This window comes from Microbacterium sp. MMO-56 (assembly GCF_037146215.1).
GTDB lineage: Bacteria > Actinomycetota > Actinomycetes > Actinomycetales > Microbacteriaceae > Microbacterium.
In genome coordinates, this window is sequence record NZ_JBBCVW010000022.1 from 26,783 (window position 1) to 48,178 (window position 21,396).

Genomic DNA, 21,396 nt, shown 5'->3' on the forward strand with positions numbered 1-21,396 from the left:
GTTATCTGGCCGGTCAGGCGGCGTGCGCGTAGCGGGCCGGGTCGGCGTCGAACAGCGGCCCGCACTCGGCGCAGCAGAACCAGTACCGGCTGCCCTGGTAGTCGCGGAACAGGCCGCGCTGCTCGGCCCAGGCCGGGTCGACCTGGTTGCCGGGCATCACCGGACAGGTCACCAGGTTCGTCGCCCCCGCCGGCGGCTCGTGATGGTGATGCTCGTGCGCACCATGCTCGTGTCCTCCATGGTCGTGCCCGTGCGTGTGGTCGTGCCCGGAGTGGTCGTGGTCGTGGGACATGGTGTGTCTCCTTCTCGAGCGATGGTTAGGCCTGGACGGGCGCGGGCTCTCGGGTGGCGGGGGCGCCGGCACGGGTCGGGGTGGGCAGGGGGCGGAAGCGGCGCAGGCGGAGGCTGTTGGTGACGACGAACACGCTGCTGAACGCCATTGCCGCGGCGGCGAGGATGGGGTTGAGCAGGGCGAGCATCGCGACCGGGATCGCGGCGACGTTGTACGCGAACGCCCAGAACAGGTTCCCCTTGATCGTGCCCAGGGTGCGGCGGGCCAGCCGGATCGCGTCCGGGACCAGCATCAGGTCGCCGGAGACGATGGTCAGGTCCGCGGCGGTGATGGCCGCGTCGGTGCCGGTGCCCATCGCGATCCCGAGGTCGGCGGCGGCGAGGGCTGCGGCGTCGTTGACGCCGTCGCCGACCATCGCGACCACCCGGCCCGCGGCCTGCAGGTCGCGGATGGTGTCGAGCTTGCCCTGCGGGGTGACCCCGGCGCGGACGTCCTCGATCCCGGCCTGGTTGGCGATCGCGCGGGCGGCGCCGGGGTTGTCGCCGGTGAGCAGGATCGGGGTCAACCCGAGCTCCCGGAGCCGTGCGACCGCCTCACGGCTGGTGGGTTTGATGGTGTCGGCGACGCTGATCGCCCCGCGCACCTGCCCGTCCCACGCCACCACCGTCACCGTCGCCCCCGCCGCCTCGTCCGCCGCGATGGTCGCGGCGAGCTCGGCGGGGATGGGGAGCGCCCATTGGGTGGTGATCCAGGAGGCGCGGCCGGCGGCGACCAGGCGGCCGTCGACGATGCCCTGCACGCCTTGACCGGCCTCGGCGGCGAATGACTCCACGGCATCCGTCGGGCCGTCGGCTGCGGCGGTGATGGCGCGGCCGATGGGGTGCTCGGAGCCGTGCTCGAGCGCCGCGGCGAACCGGATCAGCTCCGCCTCATCGGTGCCGGGAGCGGGGTGGATGCCGGTGACGGTCATGGTGCCGGCGGTGATGGTGCCGGTCTTGTCGAGCACGACGGTGTCGATGCGGCGGGTCTGCTCGAGCACCTGGGGTCCGCGGATGAGGATGCCCAGCTGGGCGCCGCGGCCGGTGCCGACCAGCAGAGCGGTCGGCGTCGCCAGCCCCAGCGCGCACGGGCAGGCGATGATCAGGGTGGTCACCGCGGCGGTGAAGGCGACCTCCAAGGGCGCCCCCGCGATCAGCCACCCGGCGAACGCGGCCAGGGCGAGGACGATGACGATGGGGACGAAGACGGCCGACACCCGGTCGGCGAGGCGCTGCACCTGGGCCTTGCCGGTCTGCGCCTCCTCGACCAGCCGCGCCATCCGGGCCAGCTCGGTGTCGGCGCCGACGCGGGTGATCTGCACGAGCAGGCGCCCGCCGGTGTTCACAGTCGCGCCGACCACGCGGGAGCCGGGGGCGACTTCGACCGGCACGGACTCGCCGGTCAGCATCGACTCGTCCACCGCGGACATTCCCTCGGTGACGAGGCCGTGGGCGGGGATCTTCTCACCCGGCCGCACCACCACGACATCACCCGGAACGAGCTGTGCGACGGGGACGCGCTGCTCAGTGCCTTCGCGGAGGATCACTGCGTCCTTGGCGCCGAGCTCCAGCAGGGCGCGCAGGGCCTCGCCGGACTGCCGCTTGGCACGAACCTCGAGGTAGCGGCCGAGGAGGATGAACACGGTCACCAGCGCGGCGACCTCCAGGTACACCTCGTGGCCACCGGCCTGCGGGGTGCCGACGAAGGTGACGCTCATCCGCATTCCCGGCATCCCCGCACCGCCGAAGAACAGCGCGTACAGCGACCAGCCGAACGCGGCCAGCACCCCGACGCTGATCAGAGTGTCCATCGTCGCCGCCCCGTGCCGGGCATTGATCGCCGCGGCGCGGTGGAACGGCCACGCCCCCCACACCACCACCGGCGCGGCCAGGGTGAGCGTGAGCCACTGCCAGTAGGTGAACTGCAGGGCGGGGATCATCGACAGCACCGCGACCGGCACCGCCAGCACCGCCGAGACGATCAGCCGCTGCCGCAGCGACGCCAGCTCATCGTCCCGCGGGATGGTCTGCTCAGCCGTGTCGGGCACAGGCGGGGCTGGGAGGCTCGCTCCGTACCCCGCCTGCTCGACCGCCGCGATCAGCTCCTCCACCGGCACCGGGGCCTCCGAGTGCACGCGGGCCTTCTCGGTGGCGAAGTTGACCGTCGCCTCCACCCCGGGCAGCTTGTTCAGCTTCCGCTCGACCCGCGTCGCGCACGACGCGCAGGTCATCCCGGTGATGTCGAGATCGACGTCCAGCGTGCTCATGAGGCTGCGGCGAGGCTGTACCCGGCCTCCTCCACCGCCGCCCGCACCCGCTCCGCATCCACCGGCGTCGCGCTGGACACCGTCACCGTGGACACGCCACCGGCGTGCAGATCGACCGCGACGTCGGAGACACCGTCGATCGCGGAGACCTCCTCGGTGACGCTACGCACGCAGTGCGCGCAGGTCATCCCCTCCACCAGGAACTGCGCCGACACGGTCTCACCCGCCGCCGTCTGCTGCGCCGGCGCGCCGGTGTCGGTGGCTGCCGTGGCGTGGGAGGTGGGGCTGCAACAGGCGCAGCCACCGCCGGTGCTGGTCGCCTGCAGGCCGAGGTCCTGGAATCCCTGTCCGGTCATGATGTGCTCCCTTCAAGAGCGTTGAACGATGTGAGTGGGGACGACGTTAGGAGCGCACGAGGCGCGCGATCGCGGCGTTCGCCTCGCGGAGCTTCTCCTCCGCGAGCGGGCCGCCTTCGGCGGTCGCCTGCGCGACGCAATGCGCGAGGTGGTCTTCCAGCAGCGACAGCGCGACGGACTCCAGCGCCTTCGTCGCCGCCGACACCTGGGTCAGCACGTCGATGCAGTACACGTCCTCGTCGATCATCCGCGCGATCCCGCGCACCTGACCCTCCGCGCGGCTCAGCCGCGCCAGCAGCGCCGGCTTGTTGTCCACATACCCGTGTGCCATCTCGCACCTCCACCCACAATCTACCATACCCTGTAGGGGTACAGGGTGTAGGGTGAGGTCATGACCGGCATCCAGGAGCCGCGGCCCGCACAGACCACCCGTTGGCACGTCGTGACGGGCGGTCCCAGCTCGGGCAAGACCACCACGGTCAACCTGCTGCGGGGCCGCGGGTACACGACCACAATCGAGCACGCCCGCCACTACATCGACCTGCAACGGATCACCGGGCGCAGCACCGCGGAGGTGCGGGCACGGCAGAGCGAGTTCCAGCGCGCCGTCGTCGACATGCAGATCGAGCAGGAACGCTCCCTCGACCCGCAACAGACCGTGTTCCTGGACCGTGCTCTGCCGGACTCGCTCGCCTACTACCGCTTCCTCGGCCTCGCCCCCGGCACCGCCCTGCTGGGCGCGCTGGCCGGCGCCCGGTACGCGACGGTGTTCCTGCTTGACCTGCTCCCGCTGGCGTCCGACTACGCGCGCACCGAGGACCCCGCCGCGCAGCGGCGCATCCACGACCTGCTCGGGCTGGTGTACCAGGAGCTGGGCTTTCCCGTCGTCACCGTCCCCGCACTCGCCCCCGACGCGCGCGTCGACTTCATCCTCGAACGAGCATCGGCCGGCACTCCAGCCGAGAGGGGCGTGAGCTGATGGGCGCGGGGAGTAGCCGGTACCGGCAGATCGGGGCCGTGCTGCGCCGGCACGGACTCGGCGTCCTGGCCGGCGTGCTGGGCCTGGGCGGCTTGGTGCCGTTCCACCGCGGCGCCCTCGGACACGCCCGGCAGGAGGACCCCTACACGAACCCCGAGCATGTGCGGGTCGCGTTGGAGGAGCTCGGGCCGACGTTCGTGAAACTGGGCCAGATCCTCTCCACCCGGCACGATCTGCTCCCCGCGGCATGGGTCGCCGAGTTCGCCAAACTGCAGGACGACGTCGCCGCGGCACCGTGGGAGGGCATTCGGGACGTGCTCCGTGAAGAGCTCGGCGCCGCGGGTTCGAGGTGCACCTGCGCGCGACGGAGCTGGAACCTCTCGTCGGGCGCGCCGAACGCGTCGGCAACCGTGTCGTCGCGGGAATGATCGCCGCCGCGCTGATCAGCGGGATCGGCACCCTCGTCGGCGGGAACACGAAATGGCGCTCCCGGGAAGGCGTCCTGATCGGCGCCGGGACCGGCACGATCGGCGCCCTCGGCAGCTATCTGCTGTGGACGCTGCGGCGCCGCCGACCCCGCCCCTGACCCGCGCACGGCTCAAGAACACCACGAAAGGAGACGAAGATGGACAGGATCAGAGTCGGCGTCAACGGGTACGGAGTGATCGGCAAGAGGGTCGCCGACGCCGTCCACGCCCAACCCGACATGCACCTGGTGGGCGTCGCGGACATCGTCACCGACTGGCGAATACAATCCGCCGTCCCGCGGCTGCCCGTATTCGCCGCCACCCCCGACGCGCACAGCGGCATGGTGGACACCGGCATCCGCCCCGAGGGAACCCTCGACGATCTCCTCGCGCAGAGCGACGTGATCGTCGATACGACCCCCAAGCACGTCGCCGCCGGAAACCTGCCCCGCTACCAGGCGGCGGGAGTAAAGGTGATCGTGCAGGGCGGGGAAGCGCACTCGACCACCGGGCACTCCTTCGTCGCCCAGGCCAACTACGCCACCGCGCTCGGCCGGGACCTGACCCGGGTGGTGTCCTGCAACACCACCAGCATCGTCCGCGTCCTCGGCGCGCTCGAAAACGCCGGGCTGCTGCTGCGCGCCCGCGGGGTTACTGGTAGGGCCGAATGTCGCAGGGTGCACTATTCATCCTGGGATTAGTTCAGTCAACACTGTATGATCAGTGCATGCTGACCATTGCTCCACGTCTCGACGTCATGAACCGGCTCGGCCGGGCCATGGCGGACCCGACGCGCTCCCGGATACTGATGACCCTGCTCGACGGCCCCAGCTACCCGGCGGTGCTCTCGCGTGAGCTGGAGCTGACCCGCTCGAACGTCTCGAACCACCTGACCTGCCTGCGCGACTGCGGCATCGTGGTCGCCGAGCCGGAAGGGCGGCAGACGCGCTACGAGATCGCGGACCCGCACCTCGCGGCGGCGCTGACCGCGCTGGTGGACGTGACGCTCGCGGTGGACGAGCACGCGCCCTGCATGGACGCTTCGTGCACGGTGCCGGGATGCTGCGGGACGGGAGCGGGCGCGTGAGCGCGGCGTGCGGCTGCGAGCACGACGAGCCTGAGACCGCAGTCGGCGAGGAGGCCGAGGAGGCGGAGCGCCCCTGGTGGCGGGACCGCGGGATCATGGTCCCGGTCTTCTCCGGTGTGGCGTTCCTCACCGGTCTGGCGCTGGAGTGGTCCGGGATGGAGATCCCTGCGCTGGTGCTGTTCTGGATCGGCCTGCTGCTGGGCGCGTCGACGTTCACGCCGGGCGCGATCCGGAACCTCTTCAAGGGCAAGCTCGGCATCGGGCTGCTGATGACCATCAGCGCGGTCGGCGCGGTGATCCTCGGCTACGTCGAGGAGGCCGCAGCGCTGGCATTCCTGTACTCGATCGCCGAGGCGCTGGAGGACAAGGCGATGGACCGTGCCCGCGGCGGGCTGCGGGCACTGCTCAAGCTCGTCCCGGAGACCGCCACCATCCGCCGCGACGGCGTCTCGGTCGAGGTCGCCGCGAAGGATCTGGCTGTCGGGCAGCTGATGTTGGTGCGGCCGGGTGAGCGGATCGCGACCGACGGCGTCGTCCGCACGGGACGTTCCAGCCTGGACACGTCCGCGATCACCGGGGAGTCGATCCCGGTCGAGGTCGAACCCGGCGATGCCGTCTCCGCCGGCGCAATCAACACCGCCGGGGCACTGGAGGTCGAAACGACCGCGGCAGGCACCGACAACTCACTGACCACGATCGTCGACCTCGTGGAGAAGGCTCAGGCGGAGAAGGGCGACCGCGCCCGCCTCGCCGACCGCATCGCCCGCCCTCTCGTCCCGGGCGTGCTGATCCTCGCCGCCCTGGTCGCGATCATCGGCTCGCTGCTCGGCGACCCGGAGCTGTGGATCACCCGCGCCCTGGTCGTGCTGGTCGCGGCATCGCCCTGCGCACTGGCGATCTCCGTGCCGCTGACCGTGGTCGCGGCGATCGGCTCGGCGAGCAAGTTCGGCGTGATCATCAAGTCCGGTGCCGCGTTCGAGCGGTTCGGCGTGATCCGCCACGTCGCCGTCGACAAGACCGGCACCCTCACCCGCAACGAGCCCGCCGTCACCGCCGTCCTCACCGTGGACGGTGTGAGCGAGGCGGAGGCGCTGGCGCGGGCGGCCGCTCTGGAGCAGCACAGCACCCACCCCCTCGCCGCCGCGATCACCGCCGCAGCGCCGGATGCCCCTGCGGCGGAGGGCGTGACCGAGCAGGCCGGGCACGGCATCGAGGGCGAGCTCGCCGGCGCGCGGATCACCGTCGGCAGCCCGCGCTGGCTCGACGCCGGGACCCTCGGCGACCGGGTCGCGGGGCTGGAGGAGCAGGGCATGACAGTCGTGATCGTCCACCGCGGCGGCGTCCCGGTCGCCGCGATCGGCGTCCGCGACGAGCTGCGCCCCGAGGTCCCTGAAGTGGTCCGCACCCTCGCGACCCAGGGCATCGGGGTGACCATGCTCACCGGCGACAACGCCCGCACCGCCCGCGCCCTCGCTGCGCATGCAGGGATCGATGACGTCCGCGCCGAGCTGCGCCCCGAAGACAAGGCCGCCGCGATCGCAGAGCTCGGTGCGAAGGGGCCGGTCGCGATGATCGGCGACGGCATCAACGACGCCCCTGCGCTGGCCGCCGCGGACATCGGGATCGCGATGGGCGCGACGGGCTCCGACGCCGCGATCGAGTCGGCCGACGTGGCCTTCACCGGTCACGATCTGCGGCTTCTCCCGCGCGCGTTCGCCCATGCCCGTCGGGGGCGGCACATCATCAACCAGAACATCATCCTGTCGCTGCTGATCATCACCGCCCTGCTCCCGCTCGCCCTCTTTGGCGTCCTGGGGCTTGCGGCGGTGGTGCTGGTGCACGAGATCGCCGAGGTGATCGTGATCCTCAACGGCCTGCGCGCCGCGTCGACGCGGAAGGCAAGCACGTGACCGCGCAGGACGTCGCCGCCGCGTGACGGCTTGATCCGGGACCATGCGGATGACCTTTAGATTTCACATCAGAGTTCGCGCGCGTTGATCGGCGACTTGCCTGCTGGCTAGGGGCCTATCGGGCGGGCCGTATGCCGGGGTCTAATGGCCATGATCATTTGGTTCCGGTTTCCCTTCGCCTCGGGTCTGTCTTCGTTATGGTCGGGCGAAGGGGCGGGCAGCAGTCGGGGTCGTTTTCGCGGCGGTGTCGCCTGGCACGCGCTGTCATCACGATGCTTGCAACCACCGCGAGCATCAGGAGTGCGGCACCGCCCGTGATCACCCACGGGTTGCGGAGGAGGGTGCCGATCCCTGTGATCGTGCCTCCGACGACGAGAAGTGGAAGGAGGGCGCAGCAGCCGACCACGAGCAGTGCGGCGACGGCCCCAAGGAGCAGGCCACGGCCGCCTCGCTGGTCGTCCTGGTTGGGAGGCATTGGTGTTCTGTCCTCTCGTGGTGCCGTCTCAGCAGCAGGTCTCGGGACCGCAGCAGCTTCCAGACAGTTCGTCGGCACCGGTCCGGGGGCGCTCGAGCATCTCGGTGATCAGGGTGCTGCCAACCTCGAAGGCATCGGCGACCGTGAGGATTTGGGCCATCGGGTGTTCCGTGAGCCATCCGGCGGCGTCCTCGCGGGAAGCGAAGTAGTGGACCTGGTTGCAGAACGAGGAGCGAATCGAGTGCATGGCCTCGGGGCTGACCAAGGACACCCACCGCGGTCGCCGGTTCCACGCTAGTGACACCGGCGGTCGAGTCGACGGTGACGCGGATCGTGTCGCCGCTGGCCGGGGAGATCGATTCGACCCGGGCGGGCCGATCGAGGAGCGGGCGAGGCTCCAGTTTCTGATGGGGTGGATCCGCTGTCTGGCGCGCGGTCAGGCGCAGCAGGACAGCATCGACACATCGGTGGTGAAGGCCTTGGCTACGATCCGGATGCCTTCGGCCGTGGTCAGGTACGGGGCCCACGCGTCGGCGACCTCGGTGATGGTCTTGCCGAGGATGTGGACACCTGCGGCGGCGAGTTCGCCGGCGTCCTTGGCGACCGCGGTCAGGCCGAGGATCTCGCCGGTGTCCGCGTTGGCGACCATCTTGATGAACCCGCGGGTGTCCCGGTTCACCAGCGCGCGGGGCACGTACTCCAGTGGCAGGACACGGCAGTCGCAGCGGATCCCGGCCGCGATGACCTCCTTCTCGGTCATCCCGACCGCGCCGACGGCAGGGCTCGTGAATGTGACCCGCGGCATCCGCGTGTAGTCGACCGACGTGCTGGCGTCAGTGAAGGCGTTCTCGGCGACCAACGTGCCGTGCCGGGCTGCGACGTAGACGAACTCGGGGTGCCCGGTGACATCCCCAGCCGCCCAGACGCGAGGGTTGGAGGACTGCAACTGGTCGGTGACCACGACCTCTCCGGCCGCGCCGGTCTTCACTTGCACGGTCTCGAGGTTGAGCCCGTCGGTGACCGGGGCGCGGCCGAGCGCGACGAGGATCTCGTCGGCACGGAACTCCTGCACGCCGCCCGAGACCTCGGCCGCGGCGACGATCTGGCCGGTGCCCGGGTCGCGGGTGACGCGGGTGGGGATGGCGCGGCGGACCACTCGGATGCCCTCGTCGGCGAAGATTTCCTGCAACGCCTTGGAGACTTCCGGCTCCTCCTTCGACGCCAGCCGGGACCTCACCAGCAGAGTCACCTTCGAGCCGAGCCGGGCGAACAACTGTGCCATCTCCAGCGCCACATAGCCCCCGCCGAGCACCAGCAGCGAGTCAGGCACCTCGGACAGCTCCATCGCCGACGTCGAGGTGAGAAAGTCGACGCCGTCCAGCCCCTCGATGGCAGGAGCCCACGGGCGGGAGCCTGTGGCGATGAGGTAGTGGGCGGCCTCGATGGTTTCGACGGTGCCGTCCGCGGCGGTGACCTCGAGGACCGACGCATCCGGCGTGCCGGCGAACGCCGCCTCGCCCTGGCGGACCGGCCAGCCGTAGGCTTCTGCCACGTCGATGTACTTCTCACTCCGCATCGCCTCGACCAGGTCCTGCTTGCCACCCACCAGCCCGTGCATGTCTACCGGGCCAGCGGTGGCGGCGATCCCCGGGAACCGGGAGCCCGCATCCGCGGCCACGTGGCGGGCCTCGGCGGCCGCGAGCAGCGCCTTGGACGGAACGCACCCCGTGTTCACGCACGTGCCGCCCAACGTGCCGCGCTCGATCATCACCACCGACTTTCCCAGTGTGGTGGCGCGGATCGCCGCGGCGAATGCCGCGCCACCCGACCCAATCACGGCCAGATCAAACCTCGATGGCATCCTTATTCCTCCCTGGACATCTTGGAACATCCCGCTGATACACTCATCATGAACCTTCCACCACAGGGGAAGGTCAAGCACGAAATTTGCGACCAGCGAAAAGGGGGGGCGGGGAATGCGGATCGGAGAGCTCGCCGACGCGGCCGGCACCACGGCGAAGACGTTGCGGTTCTACGAGGACCAGGGGCTCCTGCCGCCGGCCGGGCGCACGCCCAGCGGCTACCGCAACTACACCGCCGAGACCATCGCCCGAATCGACTTCATCCACCGCGGCCAAGCCGCTGGACTCACCCTCGCCCAGATCCAGCAGATCCTCCACATCCGCGACCACGGCCAAGCGCCCTGCAGCCACGTCCGCGACCTCCTCGACGCACGCCTCACCGATATCGACCAGCAGCTCAGGCAGCTCCACGACCTGCGCGACACCCTCGCCGGGCTCCGCGACCAGGCCGAGCACGTCGAGCCCGACACGTGCAGCTCGGATCAGGTCTGCCGCTATCTGTAGCCAAGCCCGGGGGTCTGTCCGATAATTCAGGCAGTCCCACTGGAGGCGCAAGCGTAGCGGGAGGCCATTGGTGCTCAGGTCGAGGTTGAGCGCAGCGCGGGATAGTCGGACCATTCGCCCCCGGAGAGGCGTGCCCAGGCGGCAGCTGATGACGCCGTGATGCCGAGCAGGTCGGACACGATTCGAGGATGCAGTTGTCGGGTGAGGTCCATCAGCGCGGTGACACGAGCGCTGCCGGCGAGGAGTCCTTCTTGACGGAGTCGACGGCTGAGCGGCCCGGGGGTGATCGGTCGGCCCGGGTTCCTGCCCGGGACGAGCCAAGTGTCGGAGCGGTTGCCGTCGAGCAGCTGGACCATTGCTTCGGCGAGGACTTCGGGCAGCTCGATCGGTTCAGTTCCGACCGTCAGCGTCATGGGGCGCGCGGTCGTATCGACTTGTGCGCGGGTGATCGCTGCGATGCGGGTCAGGTGGAGCCCGTAGAACAGGACGAGCAATCCGCTGACTCGCGTCACGGGATCCATGTCGTCTCGCGTGATGAACGCGCGTGCCATCGTCCACCGATGGTCGGCGGCGTAGTCGCGCCCTTCGAGGCGATGGCTGCGGAACTCGACCCGGAGGCGGCTCAGGCGGTGCCGTCGCAGCCACCGGGTGAACGGCGCGAGGGCATCCCGTTGTGAGGGCGAACCGGTGAGGAAGCCGTCGAGAGATCGCTGCGGGTATGTCGTCAGCGTTTCGCCGCTCGCGCGGATCTGCTGCAGGAGGGCCGCGCACCGCTTCAGCGCCGCACGCACCTTCTGATAGGTGGAGCCGGATCGGACGGCCGTAGCTGGTCTGCCCCTGAGTGATCTGCCCGACGGCAGCAGCTCCCAGGTGCAGTACCGCCGTAGGAGGAGCCGGTCCTCGGGATGGGGGACGGTCGGAAGCCACCGTTGGAACCAGTGCTCGAACCTCGCCGCTTGGATGTCGAAATCGGGCAGCACGCCTGAGCGGATGAGGAGCGAGAGCAGGAATGCCACGGACTGGGCGGCGTGCGCTCTGGTCATGATCGCGTCCGCGGTGAGGGGCAGCGTGCCATCGGCGAGCTCACGGAGGACGACCGCACAGCGGCTCTTGTACAGCCACCGCTCGAGGGAGATCGCACTGCCGTGGTGCGTCACCAGATACTCCGCGAGCGGGTGCAGCTCGGGGCGGATCTCTCCGCTGTCGTCAGCAAGCAGTTGCTGGATGGCGATAGGTCGCCGGCACTCTACGCATAGCCGGTGCTTGCGCACCTCTTCGATCGTCCCGCATCCCGGGCATGCCATCGTCACGGGAGCTCCTGCGCACTCGGCGCAGACCTTGTGCCCATTCATGAAGCCAGTGAGGAACACCTTCCGCCCGCACTCCGGGCACGGCTGGGGGCGTCGCATCGCGTAGTAGAAGCGGGCGCAGACCCGTCGGCCGTCCAGGTGCGTCGCTACGCGGCCCGGCTCCCCGCAGAGCTCGCACATCTTGACCGGCGCGGTGTAGCACGCGAGACAGACGAGCGCGGGGCGACGGACGATAATCGTGGCGTTCTGCCCGCATCGCGAGCAGTCGCCGAACGACCGCGGATCGGCTCGCCAGCAGTCCCGGCAGAACCGTTGCCCATCGACGGTGCGCTGCACGGGCTGAACTCGTCCGCATCTGGCACACGCGACCGATCGGGCATTCCGTTCACAGCGCGAGCAGTGGCGACCGCCGGTCTGCGTCTTGTGAGGCATCCGAACGGCACGTCCACAGGAATCGCATGTAGGCAAGACGACCCGCCCGGCACCCTCGTTCACGAGAGCGTGGGCCAGATCCTGCACCGTCACCGGTACGTTCCGGTGTCGCCCTTCGAGGACTCCAGGTTGTTTGAGGAGTGCGAGTTCGAGACGCCGTTGGGTGAGCGGCACGGGTGCGACTTCAGCCACGATCTCAACAAGGCGCTCCACCGGGATCTCCGGCGCGATCGCGTGGACGAGCCCGGCGACCTCAGCAACCCTGGGCTCCTGCGGAGGCTTCGCCACCGCGGCCTACTTCGAGCGCGGGCGACGGATCGTGGCCCGCACGGGCCGCAGATCGCCGATCGCACCCCGCGTCGCCTCTTCACCCACCGCGACCGGGGCCGCAGCCTCCCGGCGGGTGACCTGCACGAGGTCGTCGAGCGAGCACTCCAACGCGTCGCACAGCGCGGCGAGCACGTCGATGCGAACCCGCTGCGGTGCTTGCGTCACCAGTCGGTACACCTGTTCCCGGGACAGGTCGACGCCCCGCTCCTCGAGCAACGGCTTCAGCTTGGAGGTCTGGAAGATCCCGCGCGAGGCCATCACGCTGCGGAGGCTCCATGCGGTCTCGAGCTCAACGGTCATCTGCTTCTCCTTCGATGAGGGCCTTCAATGCGTCCGCGAGTACCCGGTTCTTGAAGTCCGAGCTGACGGAGGCGTAGATCGAGGTCGTCGAAGCATGCATGTGCCCGACCTGCTCCTGGACGAATCGGTCGGCGTAGCCGAACTCGAGCAGGTGCGTCACGTACGAATGCCGGAGGCTGTGCAGAGTCAGGGCCTTTGACAAGCCGGCCTCGTCCCGCAGCTCCGCGAACCGCCGGTCGAGATAGCCGGCCGACAGTCGGGTGCGGCGTTCCGTCACCCACAGCGCGTCAAGACGGTATCCACGCCACCCGCGCAATTGTCGACGGCGGGCTGCGGAGCCGCGTGATCGTACTCACGACGTTCGACTTGGACGAGTACGCCTTCGGGGCACTCCGCGCGGGGGCGAGTGCGTTCCTCGTCAAAACTGCGACACACCAAGAACTCGTGGACGCCGTACGCGTCGTCGCTCGAGGCGATGCCATCGTGACGCCCCGCATCACACGGCAGCTCATCGACGCCTACACCGGCCGCGACCAGCCCGTCCCGGGCGGACAGGGCCTCTCGGTTCTGTCCCCCCGAGAACGCGACGTTTTCAACGCGATCGCGCTCGGCCTCTCCAACGGCGAGATCAGCCAGGCACTGCATCACCCGCAACGGTGAAGACGCATATCAACCGAATCTTCGCCAAGCTCGGCGTCCGCGACCGCGTGCAGGCTGTGATTCTTGCCCACCAGCTCGGGTAGACCATCGGTGGTCAAGCGAACTGATGCGCGAACGCGACGGGGCTGAGCCCTAGACGCCGCGGTGCCGAAGTGAGACACTTCTCTGTTCTACTTCGGGAGGTCACCATGGGCGACGATGAACCGGCGGTCGATTGGGAAGGCGTCATCCGCGAGATGATCACGCGTGCGACCGAGGCGGCGCCCACCGAACCGGGCGTCTACAAGATGCCGTGCGGTGAGTGTGTGGTCGATTTCTTCATCACCGCTGAGGGCGAGGAACGCTGGCTCGTCGCCGGGGACGACCGCTCCTACACTCGTGAGACCGTCGCGATCGCCCGTCACGGAGACCACCCCTGGGAGCGTCTCTACACGCTCGCTGACGCGGCAAGGGAAGTGGCGCGAGTCGCCGCCGCGAACGGCGGCGACATCGACCGAGTACTCGAGGAGCTGGTCGAAGCAATCGACGACCGCGAGGTCGAGCGGGTGGTGCGTGAGCGGGATGGCATGAGCGGTGAACCGCTCGAGGATCTGGCGGCGCGCTTCGGGGTCGACCTCGATGATCTCTAGGAACATCTACACCCGTCTAGCGAAACGATAGATATCCCTAGATTTCTCGAGGGCCACGCTCATCGAAGGAGGCCGGTGTGAGCCAGTATCCGTGGTTTGACTTCGACCAGGTGGACTTCGTCACCTCGGACCAGCACTTCAGCCACGCACGGATCAGCGAACTCGCCGACCGCCCGTTCGCGACCGTGGAAGAGATGAACGCGGAGCTGGTGCGACGGTGGAACGAGGTCGTGGGACCGGACGACATCGTCCTTCATCTCGGTGACCTCGCGCTCGGACCGATCGAGGAATCTGTCGGGCTGACCGAGCACCTGAACGGGCGACGATTTCTCGTGCCCGGCAACCACGACCGAGTTTCGCCGGCAACACAGTCAAGGCGCGCGATCGAACGATTCGCCCCGCTGTACGAGGCGGCCGGGTGGAGCATACTCCCCGAGGTCATCGAGGGCACCCGCCGCGGGTACCGGATCCTGGCATCCCACTATCCCTACAGCGGCGACTCGCACGGCACCGACCGGCATACGACGCACCGCCCACGCGGCGACGAGGGCGTTCCGCTGCTGCACGGTCACACGCATGCCCGCGATCACGGCCCCCACGGGCACGAGTTCCACGTCGGCGTCGACGCCCACGACTTCACGCCCATCCGCTTCACCGTCATCGACGAATGGATCCGCAGCCTGCCGGACATCGAGACACGACTGCAGGCCGCAACTCGGGAAGCGCGCACCGTGCTCGCCGATATCGTCGGCGGCGAAACCCCGGGCTCGGACGCGCTGTTCTACACACAGGGATACAACGAGCTCGTCATCGTTCTCGAGGAGCTTCTCGCCGCGCTCCCTCCCGACGAGGCGGACGGGTAGCCGGGAACAGGTCGCCGTTCGCGGTGGGGCCGGATCGGAGAGTGCGCGTCTCGGTCCGGTAGCGCACCCATCCCTGCCTTCGCCAATGCACCATCACGAGGCTCCGGACTGCGCGTGACGACCACGCCTCCTCGTGGTCGGCGTAGTCGGGGTCTTGTGCGGCGAGCTCGGTGAACAGCTCGCGGAACGTCGGCGGTTCGCCGTGCTCGCGGGTGTACCGGTGGATGATCTTCACTGCGCGACGCGCCCAGCTCGGCGCGCTCTTCGCTGACGTGAGCTCGGTGAACAGCGGCGCCAGGTGAGGTGCCGACCACGGCTTTTCGGTCCACCCGGAGTTGTTCCACTGCATCGTGTCGGGCTGGAGGACCGGCTCGCCATCCTCGGTAGAGCCGGGGCTCACCGCCGCGCCTCGGGGTCGACGGACGCGCGCAGTGAACCAGCGGGCGTGGTCGGCGGGGAGCTGAGCTCAGTCTGTGACCCGGCGTCCTCCGTCACGGCCATCAGCGCCGCGGTGTACTTCTCCCCTGTCACCTTCATGCGCTCCCGTGCTGCCCGTTGCAGACGACTGGAGGTCCGCTTCTTCTCGGTCATGATGCCTTCTTCTCTTCGGTAGGTGATGTGGTCTGGGTATCGGGGTCGGCGGCGAGGGCGCGATGGAGCTCGCGAGCGAGCCGTTCGCCGAGTGGGGTGAGGCGCATCGGCCTGTTGCGTGCCGCGGCAACGAACAGGCCCCCGCCGACGTCGGCGCCGAGGCTTGCGAGCTGGGCGCTCAGTGAGCTTTGGGTCGTGCGGATGGTCGCCGCGGCGGCGCGCACGTTGTCGTGCTGTGTGGCGATGAGGAATCGGCGCGCGCGTTCGATGGGGTGGCGGCCGACGAGGGCGCGCTGGAGGAGCCGTGACCGGCCGGCCAGTGGGTGAGGGGTGCGGTCGTGTGGGCCGGGTCGCATCGTGATGCCTGCCGCTTGGATGCGGTGCGCGATCGTGGGAGCGCTGCAGCCGACGAGCGCCGCGATCTGTCGCAGCGTCATCCCTTCCTTCTCGTACCGCTCGCGCAGCCAAGCCTCGTCGATGACGAACGTGGTGGGCCGTCCGCGGCGGAGGGTGCTGTTGCCGTCGGCGAGCACACGCGACACCGTCTGCCGCGATACTCCCGTCCGCCGTGCGAGCTCATAGGTGGTCGCGCCCTCACCGTATTGGGCGATGAGTTCGCGGCTGCGAGATGGTGTGTCGAGTGCGCCACGGACGGGTCTGGCCGTCGCCCACTCACCGACGGGGTCGCTGCGGACGGCGGGTTCGATGTGCGTCGACAGCGGGGGCGCCCAGCTGAGTGGCTCGTCGATCCCTCGGCGGAGCAGGAAGGCGCGGCCGATATCGTTCAGCTCGCGGCGCACGGTGTCCGGCAGCGTCTTCGTGAACGTCGTGACCGTCCGCGGAGATATCCCGGCCGCGTCCCATGCTTCCGGTGCGCGTCGCATCGAGTTGCCGGTGATGGCCCGGTAGAGGTGGGCGCGCGCATGGCGGTGTCGGGCGCCGGAGCCGGGTTGGACATTCAGTCGGGCGCACAGCTGCTGCCATTCCTCTTCGGGAAGGAGTTCAGTGCAGTCGAGTCTGCGGCGGCGTGCGTAGTCGATCGGTGTCTCGTGGCTGTCGAGGTAGGCGGCGAGGTTGAGGATCGCCGCGAGGGCGGGCGTCTCCGCGCCCGGCCTCCCGAACTCGCGCATCACATGAGTGACCTGACGAATGGGCGCCGTCGAGTCCAGGAGGGCGAGGGCAGCGGAGTGGGTCAGCCGTGTGCCGGTGAACACGACGGCCGCGGCCAGCGCGGAGGCGGCGACGTCGCCGTTGATGCGGCGTGGGGTGAGCGCGTTCGTCCATTCATCCCAGAGTTGTGCGGGCACCTTCCGTGCCCGCTCTTCCGGGTTTACGTCCGAGGCTGGCGCAGCTTGTAGGAACAGCGTCGGTCGTCGGGTGCGTCCGAGGGACGCGGCGATCAGTCGCTGCAGCTGCGGCGTCTGACCGGTGTACGACGTGCTCACCGCGAGGCGCCCAGCCAGCAGCCGAACCGCACGGTCGGGGTCTTCGAGTGCGGCGATCGCGATCGTCGTACCGACCGCGCCGCCGGCCGCTGTGGGCGGTCCCGCCCACGTCCACTCATGCTTGTCTTGGGGCACCGCCGCGAGGAGGTCCGTTTCCAGCTCTGGCATGTCGAGGTCGCCGCCATCGCAGAGCGTAACTCCTGCGGCGCGGGTGAGGAGACGGATGTCTTCGAGGACGGTGATCGCGGGTTGCGGGGCGTCCGCATAGATCCCGAACCGGCCCTCGCCGGTGGAGAGGATCTGCATCATTCGGCGCTGTGCGTGGAGCGCCGGGTCGGGTGCGGCGATGCGTTCGGGATGCGCGGTGAGGTCGCCGCGGCAGCGGCTCGCGATCGGGCCCGTCCCGGCACCGGCGACGGGATTGTGGCAGTGCCCGGGATGTGGGATCCCGGCGAGCGGGTGCCCGGTGTGACGCGGTGGCTTGTGGCACACCGGGCAGTTGTCGGCGAGGATGCGGCGGTGTCTGACGCACGCGAAGGTGAATGGGAACTGCCACGACATCCGCCACCTGCCTCCGGAGTCCGCCAGGCATTCGGGGCAGTACCGTCCCGCCATCCCGCCGACGGGGCAGCGGAAGCTGATCCGTCCCTGCCGGGTGTAGCGGATCGCGTGGCGCGCGAACCGCATCCGCGTCATCTCCTGGAACTGCGCCGCCGGGATCCCCGTCGACCGCTCCAGCCGGGACGCCTGCTCATCGGTGAGCTCGGTCGCCCACTGCGCGGCCATCCACGATGTCGCTGACACCGCCCTGCCGCCCTCCTGCTCCACCAGGCCGAGCGCGCACGCCATCTCCGCGACAGTCGCGCGGTTCGCGGCCGCCGAGGCCTCCAGCCAGGAGTCGAACGGCTCATCCGGCAAGGGGCGGACCCGGAACGGAAGGACGCGCACGGCACCGGCCGTCTCGCTCATCAGGCGGCCTCCTCGCCGGTCTCTTCGGCGCCGTCGCTCTTCAGTCGGCGTCGGCGCCGCTCACGGCGTGCCCGATCCTCTTGGTCGTGCTTGGCCTGCAGCTCGGTGCGCTCCGTTTCTGCTCCCTCGTCGATGCGGATGTCGTCGAGGAGCTTCCGGTCGATCCGCTCGGCGCCGGTGCGGATGGCGCGGGACGCGCCGCGGCGGATGAGGTCCATGAGCGAGCCGATGTTGCCGGTGGTGCGGGCAAACAGGTACCGCGACATGTCGACGAGCATCCCTTCGTGCGCGTCCGCGAGCACGAGGGCCTGTTCGATGTGCCAGAGCAGGCTGTCCCACTCCTGGCGGGTCTGCTTGGTGCGCAGGCTGTACGGGTCGAGGCTGAGCACGGTCCAGCGGCGGAACGTCTGCGCCATCGCCGCTTCCTTCCCGGTCGCTCCCTCGCCGACGAGGCCGCGTTCGCGGAGCGCGACGCCGGCGAACAGGAAGGTGGCGCTGTACTCGTTGGACAGCCACTTCAGCTGGTTCGCGACCTCGACACCGTCGCGGGTGCGCATCTGGATGAAGTGCAGATCGTCGATGATCACGAGGCGGGTGTCGTGCCGTTCGATGCAGTCCGCGGCCGCCCGCGCCAGATCTCGGCCGGCCATCGAACGGTGCAGGATGCCCGCGGTCGCGGGGTGGGCGTAGAACCCGAGGATCATCATGTGCAGGCCCTTGATCGTGAGGCGCCCTGGGACGGTGATGTGGCAGACCGGGAGGTGGAGGATGTCGCGATCCTCGTCGAGGTACTCGCCCACTTCCGCGATCCGCTGACGGTGGAAGTCGCGCCCGAACGTGTTGACCACCGTCGACTTCCCGAGGGCCGGTGGGGCGTCGAGGGCGGCGGCGGATTTGACCCGGTCGGAGTCCTGCAGGTTGCTGTCCAGGATGTCGCCCAGTTGCAGGTGCACCCCGTGCACCTGCCGGGTGCGCAGCAGGATGTTCGCGTGCCACGCCCGCCGGTCCGCGTTGTACCGCGCGAACTCGTCCGGGCCGAGCGATCCGAGCTGCTCGGTCGTTAGCAACGCGGGCTTATCGCGCGGGGGACGTTCGGCGAAGTCCTTCCATCCCTCGTAGGTCGACAGGCTCCGCTGCCGGCGAGGCGCGTCGTGCTCGCCCGGGACTGTGGCGGTCATTGGATCATCTCCATCGGCTCGAAGTGGTAGTCGGATCGGATCGTGGGCTCGTCGATGTCGTCCTCGTCGTCGTCATCGCCCGTTTCGGGAATGTCGACGCGCTTGCGTGGGTCGCGGACCTCGCCGGTGAGCTCCCGTCCGAGATCTGTGGTGGGGTTCAGTTCGGCCTCGAGCATCCGCTGCACGGTGCGCAGCGACCACACCCCGTCAGCCGCGGGATCCTTCTCGTTGAGCTGCGCGGCCATGCGGGAACTCATCCGCCTCTCCGATGGGGTGAGCGCGCGTCCCGCGCCCCAGTCCTCGAGCAGCTGCGCGGCGACGTCGTCGACCTGAGAGGGGCGACCCTGGCGGATCGCGATCTTCTTCGCGTACTCCAGCGCGTCGAGGCTGAACGGTGTGTCGAAGGCTCCCTTGTGCTCCCACTCGAGGGTGTGCCAGGTGCCGTCCTCGGGGTCGTGGAAGTAGATCTGCGTCAAGTCGTCGGGGTTGACCACGAACGGCCACTCCGTGCCCTTGTCTCGGTGGATCGACCGGGCGCGGTTGCGGTACTTCGCGACCGAGTCTCCGGTGTAGCGCAGCTTGTGGATCTCGACGCCGTAGTGATTGAACTGCCGTTTCACCACCGGCAGCAGCTCGAGGAGAACGCTCCGGTCGATCGGCATCCGCAGTTGCCCGGCAACGGCGAGCCCCTGGTCGTATCTCTCGGCGGGGCTGAGCTTGACGCCGGGGAGGCGGGGATCCTCGAGGGAGTCGTGGGGTCGGAGGTGGTAGACCGTCGCGACCCATTCGCGGATGATCTGCTCCAGCTGCGGGACCGTGTAGACCGCGTCGGCTTCGACGTCGTCGCCGCGGCCGCCGACGTCCGCGCCCTTGTAGCCAGGGAGTTCCTGGAGGAACGTGTCGAGGGTGCGGAAGAACCTCTCGACAGGGCTCTTGTCGGTGGGCTGGTAGACGCGGGCCGGCTGGATGGATATGCCCAGGCGTGCGCACGCGCTGGTCACGTGCTCCGAGAGGTACGGTGCGCCGTGGTCGACGATGATCGTGTCGGGCAGGATCCCCGCACGGACGAACCGCGGGACGCGGATGCGCGTCGGGTCGACGAGCACGGAACCGGCGACACCGTGGAAGGGCCATCGTGCGCTCGTGCCCCACTCCGCGGGAGTGTCGAAGGGTTGGCACGCTTCCATGAGCACGCCGGATACGTCGATGGATTTCGTTGAGCCGGGCGTCAGCCGCATGCCGAGAATGCAGCGGGAGTAGAGGTCGATCGCGACCGTGAGGTCTGCGGCGACCCACTTGCCCGTCACCGGGGCCACGGCGAAGACGTTGAGCGGCGTCGTATCGAGGAGAACGTATTGGCCGGGCGCGGTGGCGTGCAGGCGTCCGTACGGAGCGGGCGGCCGGTTCGCGTTGGAGCGCTTGCGCTTGGTGCTCCCGGAGAAGGTCGCGCGGCCACGGGAGAGCTCGTCGAGGATCTTGTATGCGGCGCTTCGAGAAGGGGCGGCGACGATACCTGGCCCGTGGGTGCGGTCGGCTCGGGCGTTGACTCTCGCGATGATGATGCTTTTCGCGACCTTCGACTCCGGCGTCTGCTCATCGATGACCTCACGTGCCGCCGTGACCCAGCGGTCGTCGAAGTTGACGAGCAGATTGCCCGGCTGCGCCTTGCGGTGATCGATCAGTCCGATCTCGCCGGCATCCTTATACCGCGCCACCCACCTCGCGACGGTCCGGCGACCCTTACCGAGCTCGAGCGCCTTCGCCGCGATCCGCTCCTCGATGCGACGCTCCGGATGGTAGGCGAGCTTCGGTTCGCCCTCACGTGCGATCTCGGCCGCCCCCGACCGGTAGCCGGTGAGGACCTCTCGCACATGATCAGCGCGCTCGGCGGACACCGCGCGGGCCGCGTCGCTGGCATCGGCCCAGACGACACCCAGTGGAGCCGCGTCCTCATCGCGACTGTTTCCGGGGATGCGTGTCGTACCTCCCTCAGCGCGGGGGCGCAGGAGGTCGATCATCCGCAGGCGCCGAACCTGCCCAGTTCGAGTGCGGACGACGACCGCGCCATCGCAGATCTCCGCAACAGTGCAGGCGTCGCCGTCGTAGACGATATCCACGCCTGGTTTCAGGGTCCACGTGCTGCTCATCGCTATCTCCTTCAAGTGTTGAGGTGGTGGTATCTCAGGCCCGCGTCACGATGCTCGTGGCGCTCAGAAGTCGAGTCAGGTCGGTGCTCAGCCGGCGAGCCCACAGCAGGTGCAGGACGAGCGCGCGTGCTGCGAGAAGCCCGCCGGTGACGGGCACGATCGCGCGCACTGCCTCGCCGAACGCCATGGGCGATCTCAGCCCCGATCCACCATGTCGGGTGCGGTTCGTGGGCGTGCCGTGAAGTGAAATGTCCTTCTGGTCTGGGAAAATGTTGATTGTCTAGAGCAACGTTTACCAGTCCGGA

The 21,396-nt window shown here is 69.2% G+C and carries 25 protein-coding genes; 11 read left to right on the forward strand and 14 right to left on the reverse strand.

Annotated elements, in window-relative coordinates:
* Window positions 1-13: 13 nt before the first annotated feature.
* From WFI00_RS16020 to WFI00_RS16035, 4 genes are read right to left on the reverse strand one after another with little or no spacing between them, the layout of a single operon-like run.
* The gene (locus tag WFI00_RS16020; RefSeq protein WP_005049577.1) at window positions 14-292 is read right to left on the reverse strand and encodes a YHS domain-containing protein; all 279 of its coding nucleotides are present in this window, start codon (window positions 290-292) and stop codon (window positions 14-16) included.
* A 25-nt stretch (window positions 293-317) separates the two neighbouring features.
* Window positions 318-2,597, reverse strand: a complete 2,280-nt coding sequence (locus WFI00_RS16025) for a heavy metal translocating P-type ATPase (RefSeq protein WP_336633382.1) — start codon at window positions 2,595-2,597, stop codon at window positions 318-320.
* The gene (locus WFI00_RS16030; RefSeq protein ID WP_051498747.1) at window positions 2,594-2,953 is read right to left on the reverse strand and encodes a heavy-metal-associated domain-containing protein; all 360 of its coding nucleotides are present in this window, start codon (window positions 2,951-2,953) and stop codon (window positions 2,594-2,596) included. The genes WFI00_RS16025 and WFI00_RS16030 overlap by 4 nt, the downstream gene beginning before the upstream one ends.
* Before the next feature lie 46 nt (window positions 2,954-2,999).
* The gene (locus WFI00_RS16035; RefSeq protein WP_005049572.1) at window positions 3,000-3,284 is read right to left on the reverse strand and encodes a metal-sensitive transcriptional regulator; all 285 of its coding nucleotides are present in this window, start codon (window positions 3,282-3,284) and stop codon (window positions 3,000-3,002) included.
* A 60-nt stretch (window positions 3,285-3,344) separates the two neighbouring features.
* Between WFI00_RS16035 and WFI00_RS16040 the strand changes: the two genes are divergently transcribed.
* From WFI00_RS16040 to WFI00_RS16065, 6 genes are read left to right on the forward strand one after another with little or no spacing between them, the layout of a single operon-like run.
* Complete coding sequence (locus WFI00_RS16040; protein WP_036286077.1) at window positions 3,345-3,932, forward strand: AAA family ATPase; 588 nt, start codon at window positions 3,345-3,347, stop codon at window positions 3,930-3,932.
* Entirely contained in the window at window positions 3,932-4,360 is a 429-nt protein-coding gene (locus tag WFI00_RS16045) for a hypothetical protein (RefSeq protein ID WP_336633381.1), read from the forward strand. Before WFI00_RS16040 ends, WFI00_RS16045 begins: the two co-directional genes overlap by 1 nt.
* The gene (locus WFI00_RS16050; protein ID WP_336633380.1) at window positions 4,357-4,518 is read left to right on the forward strand and encodes a hypothetical protein; all 162 of its coding nucleotides are present in this window, start codon (window positions 4,357-4,359) and stop codon (window positions 4,516-4,518) included. The genes WFI00_RS16045 and WFI00_RS16050 overlap by 4 nt, the downstream gene beginning before the upstream one ends.
* 39 nt (window positions 4,519-4,557) lie before the next feature.
* Window positions 4,558-5,100, forward strand: coding sequence for a type II glyceraldehyde-3-phosphate dehydrogenase (locus tag WFI00_RS16055; RefSeq protein WP_081767967.1), 543 nt, complete (start codon window positions 4,558-4,560; stop codon window positions 5,098-5,100).
* Between the two features lie 26 nt (window positions 5,101-5,126).
* Window positions 5,127-5,486, forward strand: a complete 360-nt coding sequence (cmtR, locus tag WFI00_RS16060; RefSeq protein ID WP_060960787.1) for a Cd(II)/Pb(II)-sensing metalloregulatory transcriptional regulator CmtR — start codon at window positions 5,127-5,129, stop codon at window positions 5,484-5,486.
* Window positions 5,483-7,396, forward strand: a complete 1,914-nt coding sequence (locus WFI00_RS16065; RefSeq protein WP_336633379.1) for a heavy metal translocating P-type ATPase — start codon at window positions 5,483-5,485, stop codon at window positions 7,394-7,396. Before cmtR ends, WFI00_RS16065 begins: the two co-directional genes overlap by 4 nt.
* A gap of 503 nt (window positions 7,397-7,899) precedes the next feature.
* Here WFI00_RS16065 and merB read toward each other — a convergent pair.
* Both merB and merA read right to left on the reverse strand, forming a co-directional pair.
* The gene (gene merB, locus WFI00_RS16070) at window positions 7,900-8,118 is read right to left on the reverse strand and encodes an organomercurial lyase (protein ID WP_336633378.1); all 219 of its coding nucleotides are present in this window, start codon (window positions 8,116-8,118) and stop codon (window positions 7,900-7,902) included.
* A 189-nt stretch (window positions 8,119-8,307) separates the two neighbouring features.
* Window positions 8,308-9,732 carry a mercury(II) reductase gene (gene merA / locus WFI00_RS16075; RefSeq protein ID WP_036286088.1) on the reverse strand — a complete coding sequence of 475 codons (1,425 nt, stop codon included), beginning with the start codon at window positions 9,730-9,732 and terminating at the stop codon, window positions 8,308-8,310.
* 115 nt (window positions 9,733-9,847) lie between these two features.
* On the opposite strand from merA, the gene WFI00_RS16080 reads away from it, so the two are divergent.
* Entirely contained in the window at window positions 9,848-10,237 is a 390-nt protein-coding gene (locus WFI00_RS16080) for a heavy metal-responsive transcriptional regulator (protein ID WP_017828519.1), read from the forward strand.
* 74 nt (window positions 10,238-10,311) lie between these two features.
* Here WFI00_RS16080 and WFI00_RS16085 read toward each other — a convergent pair whose 3' ends face one another.
* From WFI00_RS16085 to WFI00_RS16095, 3 genes are read right to left on the reverse strand one after another with little or no spacing between them, the layout of a single operon-like run.
* Window positions 10,312-12,267: a hypothetical protein gene (locus WFI00_RS16085; RefSeq protein ID WP_336638497.1), complete on the reverse strand. Its 1,956-nt coding sequence runs from the start codon at window positions 12,265-12,267 to the stop codon at window positions 10,312-10,314.
* Window positions 12,268-12,273: 6 nt separating this feature from the next.
* Window positions 12,274-12,609 (reverse strand): helix-turn-helix domain-containing protein, encoded by a 336-nt coding sequence (locus tag WFI00_RS16090; RefSeq protein ID WP_060960789.1) that lies wholly within the window; start codon window positions 12,607-12,609, stop codon window positions 12,274-12,276.
* Complete coding sequence (locus tag WFI00_RS16095; RefSeq protein WP_275587390.1) at window positions 12,599-12,925, reverse strand: tyrosine-type recombinase/integrase; 327 nt, start codon at window positions 12,923-12,925, stop codon at window positions 12,599-12,601. The genes WFI00_RS16090 and WFI00_RS16095 overlap by 11 nt, the downstream gene beginning before the upstream one ends.
* A gap of 26 nt (window positions 12,926-12,951) precedes the next feature.
* Here WFI00_RS16095 and WFI00_RS16100 point away from each other — a divergent pair, with 26 nt between their 5' ends.
* The 4 genes from WFI00_RS16100 (at window position 12,952) to WFI00_RS16110 (ending at window position 14,761) form a co-directional block, all read left to right on the forward strand.
* Window positions 12,952-13,269, forward strand: a complete 318-nt coding sequence (locus WFI00_RS16100) for a LuxR C-terminal-related transcriptional regulator (protein WP_336633377.1) — start codon at window positions 12,952-12,954, stop codon at window positions 13,267-13,269.
* Window positions 13,266-13,352 carry a hypothetical protein gene (locus WFI00_RS17790; protein ID WP_349885370.1) on the forward strand — a complete coding sequence of 29 codons (87 nt, stop codon included), beginning with the start codon at window positions 13,266-13,268 and terminating at the stop codon, window positions 13,350-13,352. Before WFI00_RS16100 ends, WFI00_RS17790 begins: the two co-directional genes overlap by 4 nt.
* A 105-nt stretch (window positions 13,353-13,457) precedes the next feature.
* Entirely contained in the window at window positions 13,458-13,898 is a 441-nt protein-coding gene (locus WFI00_RS16105) for a zinc ABC transporter ATPase (RefSeq protein WP_336633376.1), read from the forward strand.
* Window positions 13,899-13,975: 77 nt separating this feature from the next.
* Window positions 13,976-14,761: a hypothetical protein gene (locus WFI00_RS16110; RefSeq protein ID WP_101305230.1), complete on the forward strand. Its 786-nt coding sequence runs from the start codon at window positions 13,976-13,978 to the stop codon at window positions 14,759-14,761.
* 396 nt (window positions 14,762-15,157) lie between these two features.
* Here WFI00_RS16110 and WFI00_RS16115 read toward each other — a convergent pair whose 3' ends face one another.
* Genes WFI00_RS16115 through WFI00_RS16135 form a run of 5 tightly spaced genes read right to left on the reverse strand, consistent with a single transcriptional unit; the run spans window position 15,158 to window position 21,278 of the window.
* A complete protein-coding gene (locus WFI00_RS16115; RefSeq protein WP_101305229.1) occupies window positions 15,158-15,352 on the reverse strand; it encodes a hypothetical protein in 195 nt (64 codons plus the stop codon).
* Entirely contained in the window at window positions 15,349-17,766 is a 2,418-nt protein-coding gene (locus tag WFI00_RS16120) for a TniQ family protein (protein ID WP_336642374.1), read from the reverse strand. The genes WFI00_RS16115 and WFI00_RS16120 overlap by 4 nt, the downstream gene beginning before the upstream one ends.
* On the reverse strand, window positions 17,766-18,944 hold the full coding sequence (locus WFI00_RS16125; protein WP_101305227.1) for an AAA family ATPase: 1,179 nt from the start codon (window positions 18,942-18,944) through the stop codon (window positions 17,766-17,768). Before WFI00_RS16125 ends, WFI00_RS16120 begins: the two co-directional genes overlap by 1 nt.
* Window positions 18,941-21,091, reverse strand: coding sequence for an integrase (locus WFI00_RS16130; protein ID WP_336638503.1), 2,151 nt, complete (start codon window positions 21,089-21,091; stop codon window positions 18,941-18,943). The genes WFI00_RS16125 and WFI00_RS16130 overlap by 4 nt, the downstream gene beginning before the upstream one ends.
* A 34-nt stretch (window positions 21,092-21,125) precedes the next feature.
* Window positions 21,126-21,278 carry a hypothetical protein gene (locus WFI00_RS16135; protein ID WP_336642375.1) on the reverse strand — a complete coding sequence of 51 codons (153 nt, stop codon included), beginning with the start codon at window positions 21,276-21,278 and terminating at the stop codon, window positions 21,126-21,128.
* Window positions 21,279-21,396: the final 118 nt, after the last annotated feature.

Coding starts and splice junctions, on each gene's coding strand:
- WFI00_RS16020 (WP_005049577.1), bottom strand. CDS start 292: ATGTCCCACGACCACGACCACTCCGGGCACGACCACACGCACGGGCAC.
- WFI00_RS16025 (WP_336633382.1), bottom strand. CDS start 2,597: ATGAGCACGCTGGACGTCGATCTCGACATCACCGGGATGACCTGCGCG.
- WFI00_RS16030 (WP_051498747.1), bottom strand. CDS start 2,953: ATGACCGGACAGGGATTCCAGGACCTCGGCCTGCAGGCGACCAGCACC.
- WFI00_RS16035 (WP_005049572.1), bottom strand. CDS start 3,284: ATGGCACACGGGTATGTGGACAACAAGCCGGCGCTGCTGGCGCGGCTG.
- WFI00_RS16040 (WP_036286077.1), top strand. CDS start 3,345: ATGACCGGCATCCAGGAGCCGCGGCCCGCACAGACCACCCGTTGGCAC.
- WFI00_RS16045 (WP_336633381.1), top strand. CDS start 3,932: ATGGGCGCGGGGAGTAGCCGGTACCGGCAGATCGGGGCCGTGCTGCGC.
- WFI00_RS16050 (WP_336633380.1), top strand. CDS start 4,357: ATGATCGCCGCCGCGCTGATCAGCGGGATCGGCACCCTCGTCGGCGGG.
- WFI00_RS16055 (WP_081767967.1), top strand. CDS start 4,558: ATGGACAGGATCAGAGTCGGCGTCAACGGGTACGGAGTGATCGGCAAG.
- cmtR (WP_060960787.1), top strand. CDS start 5,127: ATGCTGACCATTGCTCCACGTCTCGACGTCATGAACCGGCTCGGCCGG.
- merB (WP_336633378.1), bottom strand. CDS start 8,118: ATGCACTCGATTCGCTCCTCGTTCTGCAACCAGGTCCACTACTTCGCT.
- merA (WP_036286088.1), bottom strand. CDS start 9,732: ATGCCATCGAGGTTTGATCTGGCCGTGATTGGGTCGGGTGGCGCGGCA.
- WFI00_RS16080 (WP_017828519.1), top strand. CDS start 9,848: ATGCGGATCGGAGAGCTCGCCGACGCGGCCGGCACCACGGCGAAGACG.
- WFI00_RS16090 (WP_060960789.1), bottom strand. CDS start 12,609: ATGACCGTTGAGCTCGAGACCGCATGGAGCCTCCGCAGCGTGATGGCC.
- WFI00_RS16105 (WP_336633376.1), top strand. CDS start 13,458: ATGGGCGACGATGAACCGGCGGTCGATTGGGAAGGCGTCATCCGCGAG.
- WFI00_RS16115 (WP_101305229.1), bottom strand. CDS start 15,352: ATGACCGAGAAGAAGCGGACCTCCAGTCGTCTGCAACGGGCAGCACGG.
- WFI00_RS16120 (WP_336642374.1), bottom strand. CDS start 17,766: ATGAGCGAGACGGCCGGTGCCGTGCGCGTCCTTCCGTTCCGGGTCCGC.
- WFI00_RS16125 (WP_101305227.1), bottom strand. CDS start 18,944: ATGACCGCCACAGTCCCGGGCGAGCACGACGCGCCTCGCCGGCAGCGG.
- WFI00_RS16130 (WP_336638503.1), bottom strand. CDS start 21,091: ATGAGCAGCACGTGGACCCTGAAACCAGGCGTGGATATCGTCTACGAC.
- WFI00_RS16135 (WP_336642375.1), bottom strand. CDS start 21,278: ATGGCGTTCGGCGAGGCAGTGCGCGCGATCGTGCCCGTCACCGGCGGG.